We start from the raw sequence: 22573 nt of genomic DNA, 5'->3' as shown, positions 1-22573 counted from the left end.
GCGCCCTCGGGCAGTTCGGCCTCGGGGCCGGCATGGGCCAGGTACTCTTCCATGTCGGTCTTCAGGTTGTCGGACTTAGGCCCGAAGATGGCCTGCATGTTGTTGCCGACCACCACCACGCCGGCGGCGCCCATGGCCTTGAGCTTGTCCGGGTTGGCCTTGTGGATGTCCACCACCTCGACGCGCAGGCGGGTGATGCAGGCGTCGAGTCCGGCGATGTTGCTCTTGCCACCGAAGGCCAGCACCAGTTCCTTGGCGAAGTCGTCGGCGATGATGTCCTTGAAGTTCTCGGCATCCGCGACGGCCTCCTCGCGGCCCGGCGTCTTCAGGTTGAGCCACTGGATCAGGGTGCGGAAGACCAGGTAATAGACCACCGCGAAGATCGGCCCCAGGATCAGGATGATCCAGGGCTTGATGTTGTTGACCCAGTAGAGGGCATAGTCGATGAAGCCGTGGCTGAAGCTGTAGCCGAGCCGGGCGTCGAGCAGATAGGTCACCAGGTAGGCGATGCCAACCAGTCCCGCATGGACAACGTACAGTAAGGGCGCGACGAACAGGAAGGCGAACTCCAGCGGCTCGGTGATGCCGGTCAGGAAGCTGGTCAGCGCTGCCGAGCCCATGATGCCGGCCACCCGCGCCTTGTTCTCGGGTTTGGCGCAGTGATAGATCGCCAGCGCCGCAGCGGGTAGACCGAACATCTTGAACACGAAACCGCCGCCGAGGATGGCCGCCTCATAGTCGCCAGCGAAGAAGCGGCTCAGCACGCCATGCACCGCCTCGCCGGTCTTGGGGTCGATGTAGGTGCCGACCTCGAAGAAAAACGGCACGTTCCAGATGTGGTGCAGACCAAAGGGCAACAGCATGCGCTCGACGACGCCGTAGATGGTCACCGCCGCCGCCGGGTTGCCGTAGGCGGCCCAGTCGCCAAAGCTGCGGATGGCGCCGCCGATGGGCGGCCAGATCACCGCCAGGATTGCGGCCAGCCCGATGGCCGCGAACGACACCACGATGGGCACGAAGCGCTTGCCGGCGAAGAAACCCAGATAGGCCGGTAACTGGATGCGGTAGTACTTGTTGAACAGCCAGGCGGCGATGAGGCCGATGAGGATGCCGCCGAACACGCCGGTGTCGATGGACTCGATGCCGAAGATCTCCTTGATCTCGGCGCGACTCTTGGCCACCGGGAAAGGGACCGCGTTGCCGCTGCTGTCTTGATACAGGGCCAGCGCGCCACCGCCGTCCTCCACCTCTTGGATCGAGAAGGGCACGGCGGCATTGCCATCGCCGCAGCTGATGCTGCGGGTGCCGCTGCCGTCGGAAGCAGCCTCCTCGAGTCGGACCTTGCTCAGGGTGCGCCCCTGGGCATCCAGACAGATGAAGCGCTCGCGGGCGGCGTCGTATTCGACATAGGCGCTCTTGCCATCCTGAAGCGCCAGGGGTTCGACGGGCGCCATCCAGTCGATGAACATGAGCCCGATGACACCTAGCGCGGCGACCAGGACGAAATAGCCGACGGTGGCGGCCATGGCCGCGACACCGTCGTTCTTGGTGAAGCCGAGCACGACGCCGATGGCGAAGATCAGCGGCAGGATGGTGAAGACCGCGCCGCCGGAGGCAGCCATGATCTCGCCGATCTTGATCAGCCAGGGCGCGAGATCCTCGGCGCCCGCGATGGAACTGCCGACGCCGAGCAGGATGCCGGCCACCGGCAGCACCGACACCGGCAGCATCAACGCCTTGCCGATCTTTTGCAGGTTGGCGAAGGCGCCGTCCCAGGTTGCTTTTAGATTCATTACGGCATGCTCCCGGTCAATACTCGGTGGGTATCAGCGCGCGGACCTGCGCCGCGGTGTCGCAGGCCAGGGCCTGTTCGGCCAGGCCCTGACAATCGGCGAGCGAGCGCGTTCGCACCTCGGCCTTGACCGCCGGGATGGCCGGGACGCTGACCGACAGCTCATCGACGCCGATGCCAACCAGGATGGCAACCGCCTGCGGGTCGCTGGCGATGCCGCCGCAGACACCGACCCACTTGCCCTCGGCATGGGCGCCGTCGACGGTCTGCTTGATCAGCCGCAGCACGGCCGGGTTCATGGCGTCGGCCTTGGCGCCGAGCTTCGGATGCCCGCGGTCCATGGCCAGGGTGTACTGGGTCAGGTCGTTGGTGCCGATGGAGAAGAAGTCGACCTCACGGGCGAACTGCCGGGCCATGACCGCCGCTGAGGGCACCTCCACCATGATGCCCAGTTCGACCGCGTTCTCAGCCAGTTCAGCGCCGGGGACCTTGGCACGTTCTTCCATCACCAGCCCCTTCACCGAGCGGATCTCGTCGATGGTCGCGATCATCGGGAACATCATGCGCAGTTTTCGGCCGATGCCGGCGCGCAGGATGGCACGCACCTGGGTGCGCAGAATCTCAGGCTTTTCGAGCCCGATGCGCACGCCGCGAATGCCGAGGAAGGGGTTCTCCTCGCGCGGCATCGGCAGGTAGGGCAGCGGCTTGTCGCCACCGACGTCGAGCGTGCGGATGATCATCGGCCGACCGTCCAGCGCCGTGGCGATGTCTGAGTAGATCTGCACCTGCTCGTCTTCGGTGGGCGCGGTCTGGCGCTCCAGGTAGAGGAACTCGGAGCGCAGCAGGCCCACGCCCTCGCCGCCGAGGGGGATCGAGTGCTTGGCGTCGTCGAGGCCGCCGATGTTGGCGACCACCTCCACCCGATGGCCGTCGGTGGTGGTGGCCGGCTCATGGGCCCTGGCCAGGTCCGCCTCTTTCTTCTCGGCCAGTTTGTGCTTCAGGGTCAGGATGATATCGACCTCGGCCGGGTCGGGGTCGATGCGCATCCGGCCCGTGCCGCCGTCCAGGATCACCTGGGTGCCGTTGGCCAGGTCCAGCGCCCGCGGCTCGATGCCGGCCACCGCTGGGATGTCCAGCGAGCGGGCCAGAATGGCGACATGGGAGGTCGCGCCGCCGCCGATGGTGGCGAAGCCGAGCACTCGCTTTGGATCGAGCTTGGCGGTGTCGGAGGGCGACATCTCCTCGGCGATGAGGATGCAATCGGCCGGGATTTCGGGCTCCTCGGTGGGATGATTGGTCAGGATACCGAGCACGCGGCGGCCGACATCGCGCAGATCGATGGCACGCCCGGCCATGATCTCGCTCTTGAGTTGTGCCAGCCGATCGGCGTGGGTGCTGTAGGCGCGCTGCCAGGCGAAGGCCGCTGACTTGCCCTTAGCGATGGCGCTCTCGGCGATCTCCATCAGGTCCGGGTCTTCGAGTAATTCCTGATGGGCCGCGAAGATCGCAGCCTTGGCTGGGTCCGCCTTGGCGCGCAGCTCCGTCTGCAGCGACTCCAGCTCGTTCTTGGCCCGCTCGACGGCGTCCTCCAGGCGGCGGCGCTCGGCACGCGGCTCGCCGTCCGCCGCTTCGGGAACATCGATCTCGTCGCGGCGCAACTGGAACACCCGACCGACGCCGAGCCCAGGTGATGCGGCAACGCCGAGCAGCACCTTGGGATCATCCGAGCGTGGTCGCGGCGCCGGGGCATTGGCCGGGTCCGGCTCGGTGGTCGCCGGCGCCGGAGCGGGCGCCGTGCCCTCGTCACCGAGTCCGGCGGCGAGCTGCGGGGCGATGCTGGCGATGGCCGCGTCCGCATCCGGCCCGATGGCGACGATGATTACCTTGTCGTTCTGCGCGATTTCCAGGCCCATGATCGAGACCACGCTCTTGGCGTTGGCCTGATCGTCGCCTCGGGTCAGCAGCACGCGCGACTTGAAGCGCTTGGCCAGATTCGCCAGCACCGCCGCCGGGCGCGCGTGCAGGCCGGTGGCGTTGGGGATGAGGATGGCCTCGGAGCTGACGGTCTTTCCTGCGGCCTCGGCCTCGGCGCCATCGGCGGCGATGGTCTGGATGGTCAGGAAGTCGTCGCTGCCGGCCGAGACCGACCCACTGACTGCCGCCAGCGACGACACCCGCTCCATGTTGGCCACCAGGATCTGGGTCAGCAGGCTCTTGGCGTGGGTTGCCAGATAATCGGCGTCGAACTCGATCAGTGGGTCGCCGGTCGCCACCTGGTCACCCTCCGTGACCTTGGCGGTGAAGCCTTCGCCCTTGAGGTTCACGGTGTCGAGGCCGATGTGCATCATCACCTCGATGCCGTCGGCAGTGGTCAGGGTCACCGCATGATGTGCCCGGTGCAACTGCGTCACGCGACCCTCGCAGGGCGCGGTGAGCAGCTGATTGGTCGGGTCGATGGAAGCGCCATCGCCGACCATCTTCTGCGCGAAGACCGGGTCCGGAACCTGTTCCAGGGGCACGACGACGCCGTCGAGCGGCGCCTTCAGGATCAGTGAAGCCAATGCGGTGTCCTCCTAAATGCCCGTGCTGATTGGGCGTATCGCGCACGCGGTTGGTCGGTGATGCTTGTGGTTGTCGAGTCCTTGGCCGGAGACGACCTCGCCGGCGCCTATGAGCGCGCCCGTCGATCATACGACGCACAACGCGCCATCGGTGATCAAAAATTGACAACCACCCGCGCGCCGATGGCGAGGGCGTTGTCGATATCGCCCGTCCCTGCCGGACGGATGATGTACTGGATATCCGGCTGGACGCTGATGCCTCTGCCGAGGACGAACTGGTGATTGAGCTCGATGACCGCCTCGTAATCCTTCTCCGCTAGGCCTTGAGCACGGCGCGCGACGTTGACCTCGTTGCCGAACCAGCCGCTGGTGATGGCCAGCCCGGTGGTGTCCCGGGGCCGGCTCTCGAATAGCCCCTGGTAAACGAGGCCGGTGTTGAAGTACCAGGGCATGGGATTGGTGTCGTTCGTGAAGCTGAACACCAGTGCACCGAAGCCCCAGAGTCCGCGTTCCGATCCCGGTCGTTCACGGTAGAGCATCTGATCGCCCAGGACCCAACCCATGGCGCTTCCGGTCGCGGTGGCATTGTCGGTGCTCTCGAGGTTCTGGAACGTGCCGGTCATGTAATAGCCTCCGACCTTGTAGGTACCCGGCAGGGCAGAGTCGGAGTCGCGGTTGACGTGGTAATGGATCTCGCCAGCCATCGTCACCCCGTTGTTTCCCCAACCCCAACTGGTGCCGTGGGTGTTGTGGCTGCTGCTGGCCGGGTCGCCTTCCTTGCCCTCGGGGTCGCCGTCATAGACCGCCGCCTGTAGGGTCCAGACGCGCGATGGGGTGTCGTAGCGAATCCGTGTGCCCCAGGTCGCCAGCGGGTAGGCGGTGAAGGTAAACGGGTTTTGCAGGAAGACCGGCTTCGGGCTGCCGCAGAAGGAATTGTTGATGAACTGACAGTAGAGCGGCGAGCGCAGGAAGTCGTCGTTGGCGATGAGTCGCCCGTAGGCAATATTCAGGCGCTCGTCCAACAGGATCGTGTTGAACTGGACGTTGGCGAGCTTGACGTTCTGCCCGCCGTAGATCTCCTGCACGGTGAAGAGGTTGCCGCCCTCCGATGGCGCGATGAAGCGCTCCGAGACGGAGGTTCCGTCACGTTTCGACCCCTTGATCACCAGGTTGGTCGCCGGGATGCCGAGGAGGCGCTGGAGGTCGAAGCCGAATTCCAGGCCGATGTTGTCGGTGTAGGTTCCGCCGAGCTTCTCCCCGCCGGCGACGTTGAACATGGGCTCGGAGGTGTAACTGAGCCCGACACTGACCCCATGCCCCTTCCAGGCATCCCGCGCCTCCCAGTCGGCGAGAAAATAGTCACTCGACGGATAATCCGACGCCAGGACTGCGGGCGCCGTCAACGTTAGAATGAGGGCTGTCGCGGGGAGGCGCGGCCTGATCCGGTTGAATTCATGCTGAATCAGGCGGCTCGTGATTCGGTGGTTCATTGGGTTCGCTCGCTGGTGGTGCGGTCGAAGACGCGCGGGTCGACAAACCCTGTCGGACCCTGCTCTGATCGTTCCGCGATAAGTTTGATCGTGTTCGGTACGACTCCGGATTCTGCAAGCACAGTTTATGCGTTCATTTTAGCTGGGGATCCATTGGCCATCGGTCAGAGCGATCTGCTGATCGACACCACGCAAAATCAAGGGCCCAAAGTCTGAAGTCATCGCCCTACCATCAAACTCGGCGCACACACTCAGGCCATCGACAGGAGGAAATCGTAGCGACTCTTGGGTAAACTGGGACATCGGCGACCTCGTTTAGCTTCTCCGAAGCGTTCTTGGCCGAACAGCAATCTTATCCATTGGTTAAACGAGTTTTGCCCTTTTTCATGAATAATTCGGGTTAGAAAGGTGTCAGATATCATGGCCATCGAAATCCCGCTGCCGCTGACCGTGGTGTTCGCCATCCTGGTGCTCCTGGTCGGTCGTTGGCTGATCCGGCGCATCGACTTCCTGGCGCGTTACAGCATCCCCGATCCGGTGGTCGGCGGACTGATCGTCGCCCTGGCGCTGACGGCCGTGCGGGTCGGCACCGGGACCGAATTGTCCTTTGACATGGGGCTGCAATCGCCGCTGCTGCTGATCTTCTTCTCCACCGTCGGACTCGGTGCCGATGTGCGGACGCTGGGGCAGGGCGGGCGCAAGCTGCTGTTGCTGCTAGGCGTGGTGGTGGTGGCGCTGGTGCTGCAGAACGTCGTCGGCGTGGCCATCGCGATTGGACTCGATCTGAACCCCTTGATGGGCATCCTCGGCGGTTCGGCGACACTGGCCGGCGGGCACGGCACCGGCGCCGCCTATGGGCAGGTGTTCGGCGAGGTGAACGGTTTGCAGGGCGCCGTCGAGGTGGCGATGGCCTGCGCCACCTTCGGGCTGATCTTGGGTGGCGTCCTCGGCGGACCCGTGGCGCAATGGCTGATCCGCCGGCACCGGCTGCAACCGCAGGTGCAGACGCCGGGCCAGCTCGGCCCCGGCGAGGTGCCGCGCAACGAACGCCGTGCCTTGAGTCCGGAATCGCTGATCGAGACCATTCTGATCCTGATGTTTTGCATGGGTGTCGGCACGCTGCTGGCCGAGCATCTGGTCATTCCCGGCATCACCTTGCCCACCTTCGTCTGGTGCCTGCTGGTGGGGATCATCCTGCGCAATGCCCTGAGTCTGAGCGGTCTGTATCGCATCGACGGCCCGACCATCGAGCTCATGGGCACCGTCAGCCTGTCGCTGTTTCTAGCCATGGCGCTGATGTCGCTGCGCCTGTGGGAACTGGTCAATCTGGCCCTGCCGATCCTGATCATCCTGCTCGCTCAGGCCTTGCTGACGGTGCTGCTGGTGGTGTTCCTGACCTTTAACGTCATGGGCCGCAACTATGACGCCGCCGTGATTGCCGCCGGCCAGTGCGGTTTTCAGCTTGGCGCCACGCCCACGGCGATCGCCAACATGCAGGCCGTGACCAGTCGTCATGGCTTATCGCCGATGGCCTTCCTGCTGGTGCCCATCATCGGCGCCTTCCTCATCGACATCTGCAACGCCCTGGTCATTCAGGGCTTCATGGCGCTGCCCTGGTTCGGGTTCTGATCATGCTGACATCCAAGCGCATCATCGCGACACTCTCCGCTGTTCTGCTGGCGCTGCTCATGGCCGGTTGCGTCGACGGCCCGGACGAGTCCAGCGTCACCCAGGTGGTCCAGGCGCGCCTGACCCAGGCTCTGGGGGCCGACACCTTGAATCTCACCAGCCTGCGGCGTCTCGGTAGCGGCCCGCTGAATCCTGGCGCGGACGGACTCAAACGTCGCATCGTCTATTACAACGCCGTGCTCACCTTTGCCCGCGACCTGGATTTCTCGTCCTGGGACACCCTCAACGTCGCCGCCTTCAGCAACCTGCTCGGCGCCACCGAGCGCGGCATCGACGGCCTCGAACAGAATGGCAACAGTGCCGGCGACCGGGTCTATGTCCGTGGCAGTGTCAGCTTCGAGCGCGGCGCCGATGGCTGGATGCCCGTGGATGTCTTTCATCCGGGGGTCGGTACAGCGACGGCGGGGCCGGCTGGTGCCGAGGAATCACGTCGCATCATTGAGCAAATCAACGCGCTGCTGGCTAAGGCCGGTGACCAATCGCGGGAGCGCGAGCAGATCATTACCGAGGTCTTGGACAGCGCCTACGAAGACATCACGCTGCGGCTCGACCGGCTGGAGCGGGCGCTGATCATCGCCGGCGGCGCGCCGGACGGCGAATATGCCCGCGTGGCGCGGCTGCTGGCAGACGAACTGATCGCTGAGGGAACGCCGTCGAACGCCGTGCCGAGTGGTGGCAGCCTGGAGAACCTGGAGCTGCTGCGTACCGGTAAGGTCGACATCGCCTTGGTGCAGAACAACGTCGCGGCCCAAGCCCTGCTTGGTATCGAACCCTTCGCCGTCCTTGGTCCGCACTACGATCTGCAAGCCCTGGCCAGCCTGTTCCCGGAGCCGCTGCACCTCATCGTCGCCGCCGACTCAGGGATCGCCAGCGTGCGGGAGCTGGCCGGAAAACGGGTCGATATCGGCCATCCCGGCTCCGGCTCCTACCTCAATGCCGTCGCGCTGCTCGCCGCTGCCGGCATCGAACTGACCGACCTCGGTGCTGTCCACGAGACCGGTCTGGCCGGTGGTTTGCAACTGCTCAACAACGGCAAGGCCGATGCCGTCATCGCCACCATCGGCGCCCCGGCCCGCGCCCTGCAGCGAGCCGCCGCCAACGGGCGCATTCGGCTGCTGTCGTTGAACGCGGATCTGCGCGACCTGCTGACCCGAGAAGGCGCAGGCTATGTCCCCATCGTGCTGCCCGCGTCCACCTATCCGGGCCAGGCCGAACCCGTCGCCACGGTTGCCGTGACCGCCCTGCTTGCGACCGGCGGGGCGCTGCCCAAGGCAGATGTCGAGCGCGTGCTCACGGCCCTGTTTGATCGCATCGACTTCGTCCGCGCCGGCAGCGCTGCGGGGTCGCTGATTACACGGGACACTGCTGAGACTGGATTGACCATCCCGCTGCATCCGGCGGCCATCGAGTATTACGGGCGATCGTTGCCGTCGCCATCAGAGAGATAAGCGCCAGGTGTTCGGCGAGACGCCGGACCAGCGCTTGAAGGCGCGCGATATGGGCCAGCGAGGTGTCGCCGGGCGCGGCAAGCCGGGGACGGGCAGGATCGGCGCCTTTTGCATGAGGGGAGCGCCCGGCGAGTGGCAAGAACTGCCCCGGTTCTGACATACAGCCGGGGCTCTGGATTGAAATTTTACGCCCTTACCCCGAGGTGGCGGCCAGCGCGCGCACCGCGTCCGCGATGTCCTGGCTCAGCCGCGCCAGAGCGCGGCTGTGAGCGGCGGCGAGTCCGTCGTAGCCCGGCTCGCGAACAGGCTCCCGCGTGCTGGTCCGCCCAGTCGTCGACTGGCTGTCGCTGGGTCGTCGCAGGGTCCAGACCGCATCGAGCGTAGCGGCCTCGCCGGGCGTGGAATCGAACCGCTGTACCTCGATCGAGACGCGATAGTCGGCGTCAGCACTCGACGACCCGGCAGATTGGGTGACACGCTGCGTCCCCAAGCTGGCCACCAGGTTCCCCGCGACGACGCGGGAAATCTCGTCCCTCAGCGGCGAGGCCCAGCGATCGAATTCCTCCAGGCGCACCTGATTCGGACTTAGGATGACGACGATCTCCGGGCGGTCCACCGCCGCCGGTACGATCACCGGACCAACGGAGATCGACAGGCTGGATGCGGGCGCGACGGTGCTCGTCGAGGTGCTCAGTGTATAGAAGCGCGTCGCCGGCGAGGCGCAGCCGGCCAGTACGGCCGCAACGACGCAGATGACCAGAATGCAAATGACCGGGGTGATCTGTCGAGCCATCAGCGTTTCGCTCCCTCTTTGCCGCGAATCAAGGACGACGGATTGCGTTCGAGATAGTCCGTGAGCACGCGGAAAGAGCGCGCGGCACGACTGACCTCCTGCAAGGCGTCGCGCAGTTCCAGTTGTCCGGGGGCATCCTGACCGAGCAAGGTCGCGTCGGCGTCGGTGAGCACGCGGTCCGCGGTCTCCATCGCACGGCGGAACTCGACCATGGCGGACTTCAGTTCCGGGGTGACGCCCGCGTCGATGTGGTCCACGGCCTTGTCGATATCCTTGATCGCCTCGTTCAACGTAAGCAAGGTCTGCTTCAACTCGTTGCCGATCGCGTCAAAGGGGATCTTGTCCACCTTTGCGAGGATGTCCGAGAGCTTGTCCTCCAGGTTCGGCAGCGTGCTCGGAACGGTCGGGATGACAGGCATCGTTGGACCCCAGTCGACTTCCGCCTTGGGCGCGTCCGGAAAGAAGTTGAAGGCTACGAACAACTGGCCGGTCAGCAGGCTGCCACTGCGCAGTTGGGCACGCAGCCCCCGCTCCATGACCAGGCGCTGAAAGAACGCATGGCTTTTTTCGGGACTCTGCACGATAGCCTGCGCACTCGCCGATTGCACTGTATGTATATTGGACACAAGGCGCTCCGGATAGGCGACAATCTCCACCCGACCCCGCAGTTCCGTTGTCGCCGGATCGATATCGATGCCCACGTCGGTGACCTCGCCCGCCGGCAGTCCGAACAGGGTTACCGGGGCACCCACCGTCAGCCCGCGCAATGAGTCGTTGAAGTACAGCACATAATGACGCGCAATGGTCTCCGGCTGCTTCATCGCGGTGGCGCGATCCCCGTAGAGCACGAAGGTGGTCTCGGCGGCGGCGGGCGCGGACTCGGTGGCGAAAGTGGGTGTTTCGAAGGCGATACCGCCGATCAGCAGCGATACCAGCGATTGGGTACGCACGTCCAAACCGTTCGCGCCCAATGAGACGTCGAACCCGCTGGCGTTCCAGAAGCGTGTCTGCGGGCTGACGAAGTGGTCGTAGGGGGCATTGACGAAGACGCGGATGGAGACGGAGTTGCCGTCGGCGGCGAGCTGGTAGGCCATGACCTGGCCGACCTTAAGACGACGAAAATAGAGCGGCGAACCGACGCCGACTGAGCCCATGTCCGCGGCGGTCAGCACGAACTCTCGGCCGGGCTGGTCGATGGCGATGACGGGCGCCACCTCCAGACCGGTGAAACGGAGCTGTCGCTTCGACGATTGACCCATCTCGAAGCCGATATAGTTACCTGAAAGCAGCGTACCCAGCCCCGAGATCCCGCTCAGCGTGACCTGCGGCTGCACCACCCAAAATTTTGCGTCGTCAACCATCAGTCCCTCTGCGTGCTTGTCGATCTTCGCGGTGACCATAACCATGGAGTAGTTCTGGTACAGCTCCACCGCCGTCACCTGGCCGATCTTGACATCCTTATATTTGATCACGGTTTTGCCGGCCTCGACACCCTCGGCAGACTTGAACAGGATGGAGATAGTCGGGCCTTCATTCAGGAGGCGGTTGACCGCGATGCCGATGGCGATGGCCGCGGCCAGCATCGGAATGAGCCAGACAGCGGAGATCCGCGAGCGCCGGGGCGGCGTCAGGGTTGCTCGGGGCAAACTGTTGCTATCGATAGGTTCAGCCAATTCAGAGCTCCTGCTCGGCGCCCGCGTCCCAGATCAGGCGAGGGTCAAAGGTAGCTGCCGCGATCATGGTCAGCACGACCACCGCGGCGAAAAACATCACCCCGGCACCAGGGCGAACCGACATCAGGGGATCGAGCTGCACCAGGGCGACGGTGAAGGTGTCGACGAAGACATCCAGCATCGACCAGCGTCCGATGAATTCGACCATTCGGTAGAGTCGGGTCCGCTCTCGATTGCCGCCGGGCGATCGCCGTTGCACGGAGATCAACAAATAGCTGAGCGCGACCAGCTTGCCGAGCGGCACCATCACACTCGCGATCAGCACGATCAGCGCCAGCGGCCAGGAGCCGGAAGTGTATAGAAAGATCACGCCGCCCATGATGGTGTCGTACTCGGTGGAACCGAGCGTGGTGGTCCCGAGCACCGGCAACAGGTTGGCGGGGATATAGCAGATCGTCGCGGCAATCACCAGCGCCCAGGTGCGCTCGATGGACCGCCGCCGACGCGATTCCAGTTCGCTGCCACAACGTGGGCAATGGCCAGGCTCGGCCGTGCTTGCCGGCTGTACCAGCAGGCCGCAGTGCTCGCAGCCGATCAGACCGGCTTGTGCAGCAGTCAGGGCAGTCGCCATCAGGAAGATGGCCCAAGGTGCGGATCTTCTGCGGCCTCCGGCGACGCCTTCGGCTCGACCCACACCACCCGCTGCCAGATCGCATCCGGATCGAAGCTGACCTCGATGGCGGGGATCAGCAGCATCAGGACACCCACCGCATACATCCCGATGCCGGGTTCCACCTTGGCCAGTTCGGCGATCTTGATCAAGGCTACCAGGATGCCGAGCATCATGACCTCGACCATGGACCAGGGCCGCATGCTGTCGGCCCAGCGCAGCAGCTCGCCGACCCAGGCCGGCACCGGCGTCCGCCCGGCGCCAACCAGCACCGTCAGCATGAACAGGATATAACCCGCCGGGGCGATCACCGCGCAGAAGCCGACGACCACCGCCGTCGCCTGCTCGCCATCAACCCACATTTGATAGGCACCGCCGATGATGGTGGTGCTGGCGTGGCGACCCACGGCGGACAGGTCCATCAGCGGGTCGATATTGGCAATGATCAACAACAGGAGCGCGGCGATGCTGAGCGCGAGGGGGCGACCGATCGGTTCTACGGTACCTGTTGCCAGCGTATGGCCGCAGCGCACGCAGCTCGCCTTGCCCCCAGCCGGGAGATTCGGGATGGTCTGCAACAGATCACAATCGGGACAGGCATGGGTTTGCATGTGTGTCGGGGTTATGCATGTTGGGATAATGCATGTAGGAATGATGCGTGCCGGGATTATACATGTAGAGGGTGGTGCGTTGCTTCTGGCCGACACCCGCCTGCCGCTCGGCCAGATCGCGACCGCGCTCAGCTACGCGGACGCTACCGCCTTCAGGCACGCTGGTCGGGGATCTCACCGTCGGCCATGGCGCGAGCGTTCTGGAGCGTCTGCGCTGGTCGCTTCCGAACCGCTCCGATGACTCAAGTCGTCCCGGACGGCCTCTTCGCGAGTGTAGAACCGATCCTCGCGCACGAAGCCGGAGACAACCTCGGCATCGACCGCGACCACATGGCCGGTGTCGTCGCGTGCCCGCACCCAGGACGCGGGCAGGCCGTCGAGTACATGGATCGGCGCCGGGGTTCCATCACTGAAGCGTGACAGCACGCACTCGCCACTGCGCCGATTCAGATAGCCGGGGCGGAATCCGAGACGGGCATTGTTCCGGCTGACGCCGGACGTATTGGCATAGAGCCGGTTTTCGCCACGCAGCGCCATGTCCGTCAGGACGCCGCGCATCCGCCGCTCGTGTTCTCGACGCTCTTCCTGGCTGGAGATCTGTTGTTGGAGGCGTTCGTCGTGGTCGTTCATGGCTCACCTCGTTTAGCGAGGACTGTCTCTGTGCAAATCAGCAAGCATCGCGCGTGCCAGACTGGCGGTTGTGTTCAGCGGTGGCCTCCATGCACGGAGCCGAAAGTGGTGGCTCCAACACGCGATCTCGTATCAGGTTATCGGCAAATCATGGCGTTCCAACACCCGTCTGAGGACAAAACTGGAATGCACCCCCGCCACACCGTCCAGACGTGTGATCCTGTTCAACAAAAAATCCTGATAGGCCTCCATGTCGCGCACCACGACCTTGAGCTGATAGTCAGCTTCCCGTCCCGTGATGAGCAGACATTCGAGCACTTCCGGCATCTCCTTGACGGCGGCGTCGAAACGCTCGAAGCGCTCGGGCGTGTGGCGGTCCATGGAGATGCTGAGGATCACCATGAGACTCAAGTCGAGCTTCCGGGCGTCGAGTTCGGCGCGATAGCCAGTGATGAATCCGGCCTCCTCCAGTGCGCGGACGCGACGCAGACAAGGGGAGGGCGAGAGTCCGATGCGTTCGGCCAGTTCCTGGTTGCTGAGACGTCCATCGCCTTGCAGTTCGACAAGAATCTGGCGGTCGTAGCGGTCGAGTTTCATACACGAGTCTCGATAACAGCGTTCAGGCTGTCAGGGTTTAACAGGCGGGTGTCAGGATTTGTCTGTTTGAAGCATTTTGGCAGAATATTGCTTAAAAAAGCTATTCTGCTGCCATCTTCGCAATCGGATGTCGCGCTCACTGGGATATTCTAAGCACCCATCCATCCAGTGTCCGACATTTCAGGAGACGATCCCATGAGCCGCTTCGACCACCGTCGTTACCGCCCTGGCCCGGTGGTGAACCTGCCCGACCGCCAGTGGCCCAGTCGCACCATCCAGCAAGCCCCGATCTGGGCCAGCGTCGATCTGCGCGATGGCAATCAGGCGCTGCACGAGCCGATGAGTGTCGAGCAGAAGCGGCGTCTCTGGGATCTGCTGGTACGGCTCGGCTTCAAGGAGATCGAGGTCGGCTTTCCGGCGGCCAGTCAGCCCGACTATGACTTCGTGCGCTGGTTGATCGAAGAGAACCAGATTCCGAAAGATGTGACCATCCAGGTTCTGGTCCAGGCGCGCGAGGATCTGATCCGCCGCACCTATGAGGCGCTTGCCGGCGTGCGTCAGGCGATCGTCCACGTCTACAACTCCACCTCGCCGGCACAGCGCGAGTGGGTGTTCGGCCAGGGCCGCGAAGGCGTGAAAGCCATCGCGCGCCAGGGCGCTGAGTGGGTGGCGCAGGGTGCGCGCGACTATCCCGAGACACGCTGGACCTTTCAGTACTCGCCCGAGAGCTACACGGCGACCGAGCCGGACTATGCGGTCGAGGTGTGCGAGGCGGTGCTCGATGTCTGGCAGCCGACGCCCGAGCAGCCCTGCATCATCAATCTGCCGGCCACGGTCGAAGTCGCCAGTCCCAACGTTTTCGCCGATCAGGTCGAGTACTTCGCCACCCACATCAGCCGGCGCGAGGCGATCATCCTGTCGGTGCACACCCACAACGACCGGGGTGGAGCGGTCGCGGCCGCCGAGCTGGCGCTCCTGGCCGGCGCCGATCGGGTCGAGGGCACCTTGCTCGGCAATGGCGAGCGCACCGGCAATGCGGATCTCCTGACGTTAGCGATGAACCTCTACAGTCAGGGCATTGATCCGAGGCTGGATCTCAGCCGCCCGGATGAGCTCGTCGCCGTCTGCACCGAATGCACCGGGTTGCCGGTCCATCCGCGTCATCCCTGGGTCGGCGAGCTGGTCTACATGGCCTATTCAGGCAGCCATCAGGACGCCATCCGCAAGTGTCTCGCGCGCCAGACACCGGACGCACCCTGGAACGTGGCCTATCTGCCGATCGATCCGGCCGATCTGGGGCGCAACTATCAGGCGGTGATCCGCGTCAACAGCCAGTCGGGCAAGGGCGGCGTGGCCTTCGTGCTGGAGCAGGAATTCGGCTTGAGCCTGCCGCGCTGGTTGCAGGTCGAGCTGGCCGCGCTGGTCCAGCGTGCGAGCGAGACGCGCGGCGGGGTGCTGGACGCGGCGCAGATTCGCGCCATTTTCGAACAGCATTTCATCGTCGATCAGGCTCCGCACCGGTTGCTCGGTTATCGGTTGGACCGCAACGGCCATGATGTCATCGAGGCGCGGATCGGTACCCCGGATGGTGAGCGGGTCTTGCAGGGCGAAGGGCAGGGCGCGATCGCGGCCTTTGTCGCCGCCTGGACAGGCTGGAGCGAACAGCCGGTTTCGGTACTGGACTATCAGGAGCACGCCATCGGCGAGGGCACGGATGCCGAGGCGGCGGCCTATGTCCGGCTGGAGATCACTGGACAAGCGATCAGCGGCGCAGCGATCGACCGCGATACCGTGGCCGCCTCGCTACGGGCCTTGCTCTCGGCGCTGAATCGCGCTTGAAGCCGAATATCAGCCACGGGTAGGGGCAACGCGCGGGCAGAACCGATGGAACTCGGCGAATATCCTGTACTATTCGCCGAGTTCGTAGGCTTTCCAGGTTTTGGCTCGATGCACTGTCTTGAAAATCCATTTATCGCGTTGTGGACCCAGCCCGAATGATCAAGAAGATCAACGTCGAAGACCTGCGGGTCGGTATGTACATCCATGATCTCAACTGCGGCTGGCTGGATCACAGCTTTCTGCGCCGCCGGTTTCAGATCAAGTCCGACTCCAATATCGAGCGCATCCGGAGTCTGGGTGTTCACGATCTCTATATCGATACCGACAAGGGCGCCGATCTGTCCTCCGCCCCGACCGAGGGCGAGGTCGTCGAACGGCTCGAACAGGAGATGGTCGAGGTCGCCGGACTGGAGCACGAACAGATCCAGCCCGTCGCGCTCGCCGAGGAGCGCATCGAAGCCCGGCGCATCCACAACGAAGCGCTCGAGGTCATCGACGAACTCATGCGCGACGCCCGTTTGGGGCGTCCGGTGACGCTGGAGCGGGCGCGCAATGCCATCGGCACCATGGTCGGCTCGATCTTCCGCAATCAGAACGCGCTCATGGCCCTGGCGCGCATTCGTCATACCGACCGCTATACCTTCGAGCATTCGGTCAATGTGTCGGTGCTCATGGTCTCGTTCGCGCGCGAACTGGGCCTGGAGTCGTCCGTGATCGAGGAGATCGGCGTTGGCGCGCTGCTGCACGACATCGGCAAGACCCTGGTTCCGGACGCGATCCTGAACAAGCCGGACCGGCTCTCCGATGACGAATTCGCGATCATGCGCAACCATGTCGTCCGCAGTCGCGAGATCCTCGCCGCCATTCCAGGCTTCTCGCCGACGGCGCTCGCGGTCGCCGCCGAGCATCACGAACGCTACGATGCCACCGGTTATCCCGATCACAAGGGCGGCGAGGCGATCTCGATCTATGGCCGGATGGCGGCCATCGTCGATGTTTATGACGCCATCACCTCGGATCGCGTCTATCACAAGGGCATGGAGCCACATCAGGCGCTGCGCAAACTGCTCGAATGGAGTCGCTTTCACTTCGACCCGCATCTGGTGCGTCAATTCATCCGCTGTGTCGGCATCTATCCGGTCGGCAGCCTGGTGCGGCTGGAGAGCCATCGGCTCGGCGTGGTGTTGGAGAATGGGCGCGAGGGTCTTATGGAGCCGATCGTGCGCGTGGTGATGGATGCGCGCTGGCGGCGCTTTCTGCCGGTCGAGGATGTGGATCTCTCGCGCAAGGTCCGGGGGCGGAAGGATCGGATCGTCGGCGCCGAGGCGCCCGAGCAATGGCGGATCGATTGCGAAGAGGTGCTGCGGCTGCCCTGCTGAACTGCTGAGGCCCGCGCTCGGCGGGCCTCGGTGTCTCTGCGATACAGGTGTTGCTCGTCAAGCGGATCCCGGGTGCACGGCCGAATCCTGAGGCACGACGCTCAGAACGTTACTCATGATGCGTGGGATGCGGCTGATGATCTCGGGACGATCGCTCAGAACCACGACCCGGGCGCCGATGTGCTGGAGCCGTTCATTGAGCATCCAGAGCAGCGCCAGGCCGGAATCGAAGACCCGATCGAGACAGGTCAGATCCATGATGCAGGTTTGCAGGTTGGTAGGGATCGCAGCGAACACCTGGCACACCTCGTCGGTGATCGTCAGATCCAGGTTGCCATGGAAGGAGAGGTCGAGCCTGTCCTCGCTTGGGATGAATGAGGTTATCAACGGCATAGGAACCATCCTCCAGTGATGTGCCGCAAGCCGGTCGGGGTTTACGGCAACGATTTGGGTCTCTTTTATGAGCACTCGGGACGCCCTGACGACCGGCCGGCGCGGATTATGGACCCATTGATCAGTGTTTGGCCAGTGTCCCATCAGTTCAATCCCGTGGCCCTTGAGGGCTGAGCAGGAGGGTCTTTGCATACAAGCCCAGCATTAACATGGGTTTTGGGGTTTTGAGAAATCCGTATGACTACTCAATTCAGGCGCCCTGTAGCAAGCATCTGTGAGTTAGGTCACACATCGGGCGCCCTGTTCAGCGTGTCCAATCGAGCATTTCGCTCGCGTGATCGCGGGTGCGCGCGGTGATCTCGGTGCCGCCGAGCATGCGTGCGATCTCGTCGACACGCGCCCGATCATCGAGCGGTTCGAGTCGGGTGAAGGTCTGGCCGTCGATGGTCTCTTTGCGCACGCGCAACTGGTTGTGTGCCTGGGCGGCGACCTGGGGCAGATGGGTGACACAGAGCACCTGACGCGACTCGCCGAGCCTTCGCAGCAGCCGTCCGACGATCTCGGCCACGCCGCCGCCGATGCCCACATCCACCTCGTCGAAGACCAGGGTCGGCACCCGGCCGCATTCGGCGGTGGCGACCTGGATGGCGAGACTGATGCGCGAGAGTTCGCCACCTGAGGCGACCTTGGCCAGTGGCTGTAGCGGCTGGCCGGGATTGGCGCTGACCCGCATCTCGACCCGCTCCAGACCGTTGGCGCTGGCGCGTTCTTCCGGCAAGGCATCGAGCTGGAGACTGAACTGACCGCCGTTCATGCCGAGCTGTTGCATCGAGCGCGTGACCGTGGTCGAGAGGCGTTCGGCGGCAGCATGGCGCACGCGCGTGAGTTCTGCGGCCGCCTTGAGAAAATCACGCCAGGCCCGTTCGCGCCGCTCACGCAGATCACCGAGCCTGACATCGGACTGTTCGAGCGCCTCAAGTTCGCTCTGGCGCTGATCGAGGATGTCGGGCAGCTCAGTCGGCTTGACTCGATACTTGCGCGCCAGATCATGAATCTGGCCGAGACGGATCTCGACCTCCTGGAGTGCCGCCGGATCCAGATCCAGGCCATCGAGATAGCGGCGCAATCCAGCCGCCGCCTCGCCGGCATGGATGGCGGCCGTCTCCAGCAGGTCGCGGCTCTCGACGAGTGCCGGATCGATGGCGGCCAGCTCCTCGATGTCGCGGGTGGCACTGCGCAACTGATCATCGATCGCCGGTTCGCCCTCGGCGAGTACTCGCAACACCCCGCCGACCGTCTCCTGCAAGCGTCCGATCTGGCTCAGGCGGCGCTGTTCATGGTCCAGGCTCTCGATGGCCGCGACGCTCAGACCCAGCGCCGAGAGCTCATCGACCTGGAAGCGCAGCAGATCCAGCCGTGCGGCGCGATCCACACTGGCCGATTCAAGTGCGGTGAGCTGCTGATCGAGGTCGCGAAAGGTGCGAAAGGCCGTTGCAACCTCGGTGACCTGTTCGCCATGCCCGCCGTAGGCGTCGAGCAGGTCGCGCTGGGCATTGGCGCGCAGCAGGGATTGATGGGCGTGCTGACCATGGATGTCGACCAGCCGCTCGCCGAGCTCGCGCAACTGGGCACCCGTGGCCGTGCGGCCATTGATGAAAGCGCGCGAGCGACCCTCGCGCACGATCAGCCGCCGCACCACGCAGGCGTCCTCATCGTCGAGTCCCTGCTCGACGAGCCAGTCGCGCGCGTCCGGCGCGTGGTGGAGATCGATCTCGGCCAGCACCTCGGCACGCTCGCGTCCAGCGCGGATCAGACCGGCATCGGCCTTGTCGCCGAGCACCAGACCGAGCGCTTCGATCAGGATCGACTTGCCCGCGCCCGTTTCGCCGGTCAGGGCGGTCATGCCCGACTGGCATTCGAGTTCGAGATGACTGACGATGGCCAGATCCCGGACCTGGAGATGGGTCAGCATGGTGGAGTCCGTCTCACGTTATGGCCGCCCCAGTGGAGCTTGGCGCGCAGAATCTGATAATGGTCGTGACCCTTGGGATGGATCAGATGCGCTGTATGCGGATGGCGCACGATGCGCACCCAGGCGTCGGGCGGCAGTCGCAGATCCGTCTGACCGTCGCAGGTGACCTGGACATGGCCCTGCTCGGGGCCGCGCACGCGCACCTCGATCGAGCGCCCGCCAGGTACCACCAGCGGGCGGTTGCTGAGATCATGCGGACAGATCGGCACCAGGAGAATCGCCTCCAGCGCCGGATCGACCAGCGGGCCGCCGCCCGAGAGCGCATAGGCGGTCGAGCCGGTCGGGGTCGAGACGATGAGTCCGTCGGAGCGCTGCGCACTGACGAAGACGCCATCGATCCAGATCTCCAGTTCAATCATGCGCGCCGTGCCCCATTTATGGATGGTCACGTCGTTGAGCGCGGCCTCGGGATCGCCGGCGCCCTGCTCGGTCACGACCTGGGCATCGAGCATGGAGCGGCGGTCCGACTCGAACTCGCCGGCCAGGATGCGTTCGAGCGCCGATTCGATGTGCTCCGGGGAAACGTCGACCAGAAAGCCCAGGCGCCCGAGATTGATGCCGAGCAAGGGCACATCGTGCCGCGCCATGACGCGCGCGGCATGCAGCAGCGTGCCGTCGCCGCCGACCACGACGATCAGGTCGCAGCTCGCGCCGAGCTGATCGAGCGTCAGCGCCTCACCGATGGGCGCGTCGAGCAGATGCGCGCTCTCGGCCTCCAGCCGCACCTCGATGGCGCATGCACGCAAATGGTCGCGCAGGCGCACGAGGGTTCCGCGCACCCGCTCAGGGTCGCCCTGCTTGGCGATGAGGCCGAGCGTCTGGAAGGCGGGCATAGGTTCAACCGCGTCTGTGGGTGGATTGGGGGGTGGTGTCGGATAAGGTCGCGGATTCTACCAATGGCTTCAACCGTTTTCGATGACCGGATCGCCACGCGCCCAAGTCGGCTTCAACCTTGACAGCGTGAGTCGGAATCCCTAAATTGTGTGTTAGCACTCTAGCTCAGTGAGTGCTAAACCTATTTTTACACACGCGACTCGGACATCATCCAACAACACGATCGTGGGCACCGGGAAACGCACATCCTCCAGCGACAGGCTCCAGACCGCCGAGGGTCAGGTCAGCGAGCGCGCGCAGCATTTCCTCAAGGCGCTCGTCGAACGCTATATCCGCGACGGTCAGCCGGTCGGTTCGCGCACCCTGGCCAAGGATACCGGACTCGACCTCAGTCCGGCCACGGTGCGCAATGTCATGGCCGATCTGGAGGATCTGGGGCTGATCGTCTCGCCGCACACCTCGGCGGGGCGGGTGCCGACGGTGGCCGGCTATCGGCTGTTCGTCGATACGCTCCTGACCGTGCGCCAGCCGTCAGACGACGATATCGCCTCACTGCGCATGCAGTTCGATGCGCGTCTGGATCCGAAATCGCTGGTCGAGACGGCCTCGAATCTGCTCTCGGGCGTCACGCATCTGGCCGGCGTGGTCATGCTGCCGCGTCATGAGCGCCATGCCTTCCGCCAGATCGAGCTGCTGCCGCTGTCGGACACGCGCGTGCTGGCGATCCTGATCACCAGCGAGGGCGCGGTCCACAACCGGATTCTCAATACCGACCGGCGCTTCTCGCCCTCGCAGCTCGAACAGGCGGCGAACTATCTCAACCAGATGTTCACCGGGCAGGACATCAAGGATGTGCGCAAGCGGTTGCTGGAGGATCTCAGGCGCACCCACGCGCACATGGATCAGATGATGATGCGCGCCCTGGCGTTGGCGCAGGACGTGATGGCCTCGGCCGAGGGCCGCGACGACTGCTACATCGCCGGTCAGACCAATCTGATGGAATTCGGCGAGCTGGCCAGCATGGACCGGCTCAAGCAGTTGTTCGACGCCTTCACCCAGAAACGCGAGATCCTGCACATCCTGGATCGCTGCATCGCCGCCGATGGGGTGCAGATCTTCATCGGCGAAGAGTCCGGTTATTCGCTCCTCGACGACTGTAGCCTGGTCACTACGCCCTATCGGGTCGAGGATCGGGTCGTCGGGGTGCTGGGCGTCATCGGCCCGACGCGCATGGACTACCAGCGCGTGATCCCAATCGTCAATGTCACGGCGCGGCTGCTGGCGGCCGCGCTGCGGCAGTAAACCACAACCAGATCGAGACCTGACCTGGCCGCCGGACGCTCTGTTCAAGGACTCCGAGGCGGGTCGTCTGACTTTCGGAGGTCATTCATGAGCATGGACCCACAGCGCCCGGAGTCGGCGCAACAGGACGCGCCTCAACTCGATGAGGCGGCCCTGCGCGCGGCCGTGGAGGCCTACAAGGAAGCCAACGCGGTCGACGACACGCCCGAGATGGCGACCGCTGAGTCTGAGGCGGCTGACGCTCAAATGGAGGAGCACTCGATCGAGGAGCTGAGCGCCGCCCTGGACGCGGCACGCGCCGAGATCGAGGACAGCCGCGATCAGGTGCTGCGTGCGCGTGCCGAGCTCGAAAATCTCAGACGCCGTCACAGCCAGGAACTGGAGAAGGCGCACAAGTTCGCGCTCGATGGCTTCGTGCGCGAACTGCTCCAGGTGCGCGACAGTCTGGAGCTTGGCTACAACGCCGCACTGGAGGCCAGCGCCGATCTCGACAAGCTGCGCGAAGGCACCGAACTCACAGTCAAGTTGCTCAGCGACGTGATGGAGAAGTTCGGCGTGGGCGTGGTCGATCCGCTCGATCAGCCATTCGACCCTGAATTCCATCAGGCCATGTCGATGCAGCCGCGCACGGACGTGCCACCGAACACGGTGGTACTGGTCATCCAGAAGGGCTACACGCTCAACGGCCGGCTGGTGCGACCGGCGCTGGTAATGGTCTCGCAGCAGGCCGCCGCGTCATAGGCCCGGACACCCAATCGGCTTGAAGGTTATGGGGACTTCCCCCAACTGAACGAATCATTTGGCGCCACCGCGCCATCCAAAACGCTTTCGGAGACTACG

Annotated in this window: 18 protein-coding genes and 1 pseudogene; 6 read left to right on the top strand and 13 right to left on the bottom strand. The window is 64.4% G+C overall.

Going from position 1 to position 22573, the window contains the following annotated elements; all coding sequences use genetic code 11:
- From GJ668_RS13590 to GJ668_RS20615, 4 genes and pseudogenes are all read right to left on the bottom strand, one after another.
- Positions 1 to 1793, bottom strand: a 1793-nt coding sequence (locus tag GJ668_RS13590) for a PTS transporter subunit EIIC (RefSeq protein WP_155450688.1), incomplete at its 3' end; no start/stop codon positions are given.
- Between the two features lie 16 nt (positions 1794 to 1809).
- Positions 1810 to 4353, bottom strand: coding sequence for a phosphoenolpyruvate--protein phosphotransferase (gene ptsP / locus GJ668_RS13585; protein WP_155450687.1), 2544 nt, complete (start codon positions 4351 to 4353; stop codon positions 1810 to 1812).
- 155 nt (positions 4354 to 4508) lie between these two features.
- Positions 4509 to 5843, bottom strand: coding sequence for a carbohydrate porin (locus GJ668_RS13580; protein ID WP_155450686.1), 1335 nt, complete (start codon positions 5841 to 5843; stop codon positions 4509 to 4511).
- 159 nt (positions 5844 to 6002) lie between these two features.
- Positions 6003 to 6146 (bottom strand): annotated as a pseudogene (locus tag GJ668_RS20615) (IS1380 family transposase); the annotation flags it as partial.
- 117 nt (positions 6147 to 6263) lie between these two features.
- Between GJ668_RS20615 and gltS the strand changes: the two are divergent.
- Positions 6264 to 7472 carry a sodium/glutamate symporter gene (gltS, locus tag GJ668_RS13575; RefSeq protein WP_155450685.1) on the top strand — a complete coding sequence of 403 codons (1209 nt, stop codon included), beginning with the start codon at positions 6264 to 6266 and terminating at the stop codon, positions 7470 to 7472.
- 2 nt (positions 7473 to 7474) lie between these two features.
- Positions 7475 to 8980 (top strand): TAXI family TRAP transporter solute-binding subunit, encoded by a 1506-nt coding sequence (locus tag GJ668_RS13570; RefSeq protein WP_155450684.1) that lies wholly within the window; start codon positions 7475 to 7477, stop codon positions 8978 to 8980.
- A 193-nt stretch (positions 8981 to 9173) separates the two neighbouring features.
- Here the strand turns inward: GJ668_RS13570 and GJ668_RS13565 are convergent, their stop codons facing one another.
- The 6 genes from GJ668_RS13565 to GJ668_RS13540 form a co-directional block, all read right to left on the bottom strand.
- Positions 9174 to 9773, bottom strand: a complete 600-nt coding sequence (locus tag GJ668_RS13565) for a PqiC family protein (protein WP_155450683.1) — start codon at positions 9771 to 9773, stop codon at positions 9174 to 9176.
- A complete protein-coding gene (locus GJ668_RS13560; protein WP_155450682.1) occupies positions 9773 to 11446 on the bottom strand; it encodes a PqiB family protein in 1674 nt (557 codons plus the stop codon). The genes GJ668_RS13565 and GJ668_RS13560 overlap by 1 nt, the downstream gene beginning before the upstream one ends.
- Before the next feature lies 1 nt (position 11447).
- Entirely contained in the window at positions 11448 to 12077 is a 630-nt protein-coding gene (locus GJ668_RS13555) for a paraquat-inducible protein A (RefSeq protein WP_155450681.1), read from the bottom strand.
- Entirely contained in the window at positions 12077 to 12727 is a 651-nt protein-coding gene (locus tag GJ668_RS13550) for a paraquat-inducible protein A (RefSeq protein ID WP_155450680.1), read from the bottom strand. Before GJ668_RS13550 ends, GJ668_RS13555 begins: the two co-directional genes overlap by 1 nt.
- A 174-nt stretch (positions 12728 to 12901) precedes the next feature.
- Complete coding sequence (locus tag GJ668_RS13545) at positions 12902 to 13357, bottom strand: hypothetical protein (RefSeq protein ID WP_246194861.1); 456 nt, start codon at positions 13355 to 13357, stop codon at positions 12902 to 12904.
- 132 nt (positions 13358 to 13489) lie between these two features.
- Positions 13490 to 13954, bottom strand: coding sequence for an Lrp/AsnC family transcriptional regulator (locus GJ668_RS13540; RefSeq protein ID WP_155450679.1), 465 nt, complete (start codon positions 13952 to 13954; stop codon positions 13490 to 13492).
- 195 nt (positions 13955 to 14149) lie between these two features.
- On the opposite strand from GJ668_RS13540, the gene leuA reads away from it, so the two are divergent.
- Both leuA and GJ668_RS13530 read left to right on the top strand, forming a co-directional pair.
- On the top strand, positions 14150 to 15793 hold the full coding sequence (gene leuA / locus GJ668_RS13535; RefSeq protein ID WP_155450678.1) for a 2-isopropylmalate synthase: 1644 nt from the start codon (positions 14150 to 14152) through the stop codon (positions 15791 to 15793).
- Positions 15794 to 15948: 155 nt separating this feature from the next.
- Complete coding sequence (locus GJ668_RS13530) at positions 15949 to 17172, top strand: HD-GYP domain-containing protein (protein ID WP_155450677.1); 1224 nt, start codon at positions 15949 to 15951, stop codon at positions 17170 to 17172.
- A gap of 57 nt (positions 17173 to 17229) precedes the next feature.
- Here the strand turns inward: GJ668_RS13530 and GJ668_RS13525 are convergent, their stop codons facing one another.
- From GJ668_RS13525 to GJ668_RS13515, 3 genes are all read right to left on the bottom strand, one after another.
- Positions 17230 to 17565 carry a hypothetical protein gene (locus GJ668_RS13525; protein WP_155450676.1) on the bottom strand — a complete coding sequence of 112 codons (336 nt, stop codon included), beginning with the start codon at positions 17563 to 17565 and terminating at the stop codon, positions 17230 to 17232.
- 304 nt (positions 17566 to 17869) lie between these two features.
- The gene (recN, locus tag GJ668_RS13520) at positions 17870 to 19537 is read right to left on the bottom strand and encodes a DNA repair protein RecN (RefSeq protein WP_155450675.1); all 1668 of its coding nucleotides are present in this window, start codon (positions 19535 to 19537) and stop codon (positions 17870 to 17872) included.
- Entirely contained in the window at positions 19531 to 20430 is a 900-nt protein-coding gene (locus tag GJ668_RS13515) for an NAD(+) kinase (protein WP_155450674.1), read from the bottom strand. Before GJ668_RS13515 ends, recN begins: the two co-directional genes overlap by 7 nt.
- 226 nt (positions 20431 to 20656) lie before the next feature.
- Here GJ668_RS13515 and hrcA point away from each other — a divergent pair, with 226 nt between their 5' ends.
- Positions 20657 to 21733: a heat-inducible transcriptional repressor HrcA gene (gene hrcA, locus GJ668_RS13510; RefSeq protein ID WP_186343102.1), complete on the top strand. Its 1077-nt coding sequence runs from the start codon at positions 20657 to 20659 to the stop codon at positions 21731 to 21733.
- Positions 21734 to 21820: 87 nt separating this feature from the next.
- On the top strand, positions 21821 to 22474 hold the full coding sequence (grpE, locus tag GJ668_RS13505) for a nucleotide exchange factor GrpE (RefSeq protein WP_155450673.1): 654 nt from the start codon (positions 21821 to 21823) through the stop codon (positions 22472 to 22474).
- Positions 22475 to 22573: the final 99 nt, after the last annotated feature.

It is taken from the genome of Allochromatium palmeri (assembly GCF_009720725.1).
Taxonomy (GTDB): Bacteria; Pseudomonadota; Gammaproteobacteria; order Chromatiales; family Chromatiaceae; genus Thermochromatium; species Thermochromatium palmeri.
Note: the sequence above shows the minus strand (reverse complement) of the source record. Positions and strands in the feature narration are given on the sequence as shown.

Coding starts and splice junctions, on each gene's coding strand:
- GJ668_RS13580 (WP_155450686.1), bottom strand. CDS start 5,843: ATGAACCACCGAATCACGAGCCGCCTGATTCAGCATGAATTCAACCGG.
- gltS (WP_155450685.1), top strand. CDS start 6,264: ATGGCCATCGAAATCCCGCTGCCGCTGACCGTGGTGTTCGCCATCCTG.
- GJ668_RS13570 (WP_155450684.1), top strand. CDS start 7,475: ATGCTGACATCCAAGCGCATCATCGCGACACTCTCCGCTGTTCTGCTG.
- GJ668_RS13565 (WP_155450683.1), bottom strand. CDS start 9,773: ATGGCTCGACAGATCACCCCGGTCATTTGCATTCTGGTCATCTGCGTC.
- GJ668_RS13555 (WP_155450681.1), bottom strand. CDS start 12,077: ATGGCGACTGCCCTGACTGCTGCACAAGCCGGTCTGATCGGCTGCGAG.
- GJ668_RS13550 (WP_155450680.1), bottom strand. CDS start 12,727: ATGCAAACCCATGCCTGTCCCGATTGTGATCTGTTGCAGACCATCCCG.
- GJ668_RS13545 (WP_246194861.1), bottom strand. CDS start 13,357: ATGAACGACCACGACGAACGCCTCCAACAACAGATCTCCAGCCAGGAA.
- GJ668_RS13540 (WP_155450679.1), bottom strand. CDS start 13,954: ATGAAACTCGACCGCTACGACCGCCAGATTCTTGTCGAACTGCAAGGC.
- leuA (WP_155450678.1), top strand. CDS start 14,150: ATGAGCCGCTTCGACCACCGTCGTTACCGCCCTGGCCCGGTGGTGAAC.
- GJ668_RS13530 (WP_155450677.1), top strand. CDS start 15,949: ATGATCAAGAAGATCAACGTCGAAGACCTGCGGGTCGGTATGTACATC.
- GJ668_RS13525 (WP_155450676.1), bottom strand. CDS start 17,565: ATGCCGTTGATAACCTCATTCATCCCAAGCGAGGACAGGCTCGACCTC.
- recN (WP_155450675.1), bottom strand. CDS start 19,537: ATGCTGACCCATCTCCAGGTCCGGGATCTGGCCATCGTCAGTCATCTC.
- GJ668_RS13515 (WP_155450674.1), bottom strand. CDS start 20,430: ATGCCCGCCTTCCAGACGCTCGGCCTCATCGCCAAGCAGGGCGACCCT.
- grpE (WP_155450673.1), top strand. CDS start 21,821: ATGAGCATGGACCCACAGCGCCCGGAGTCGGCGCAACAGGACGCGCCT.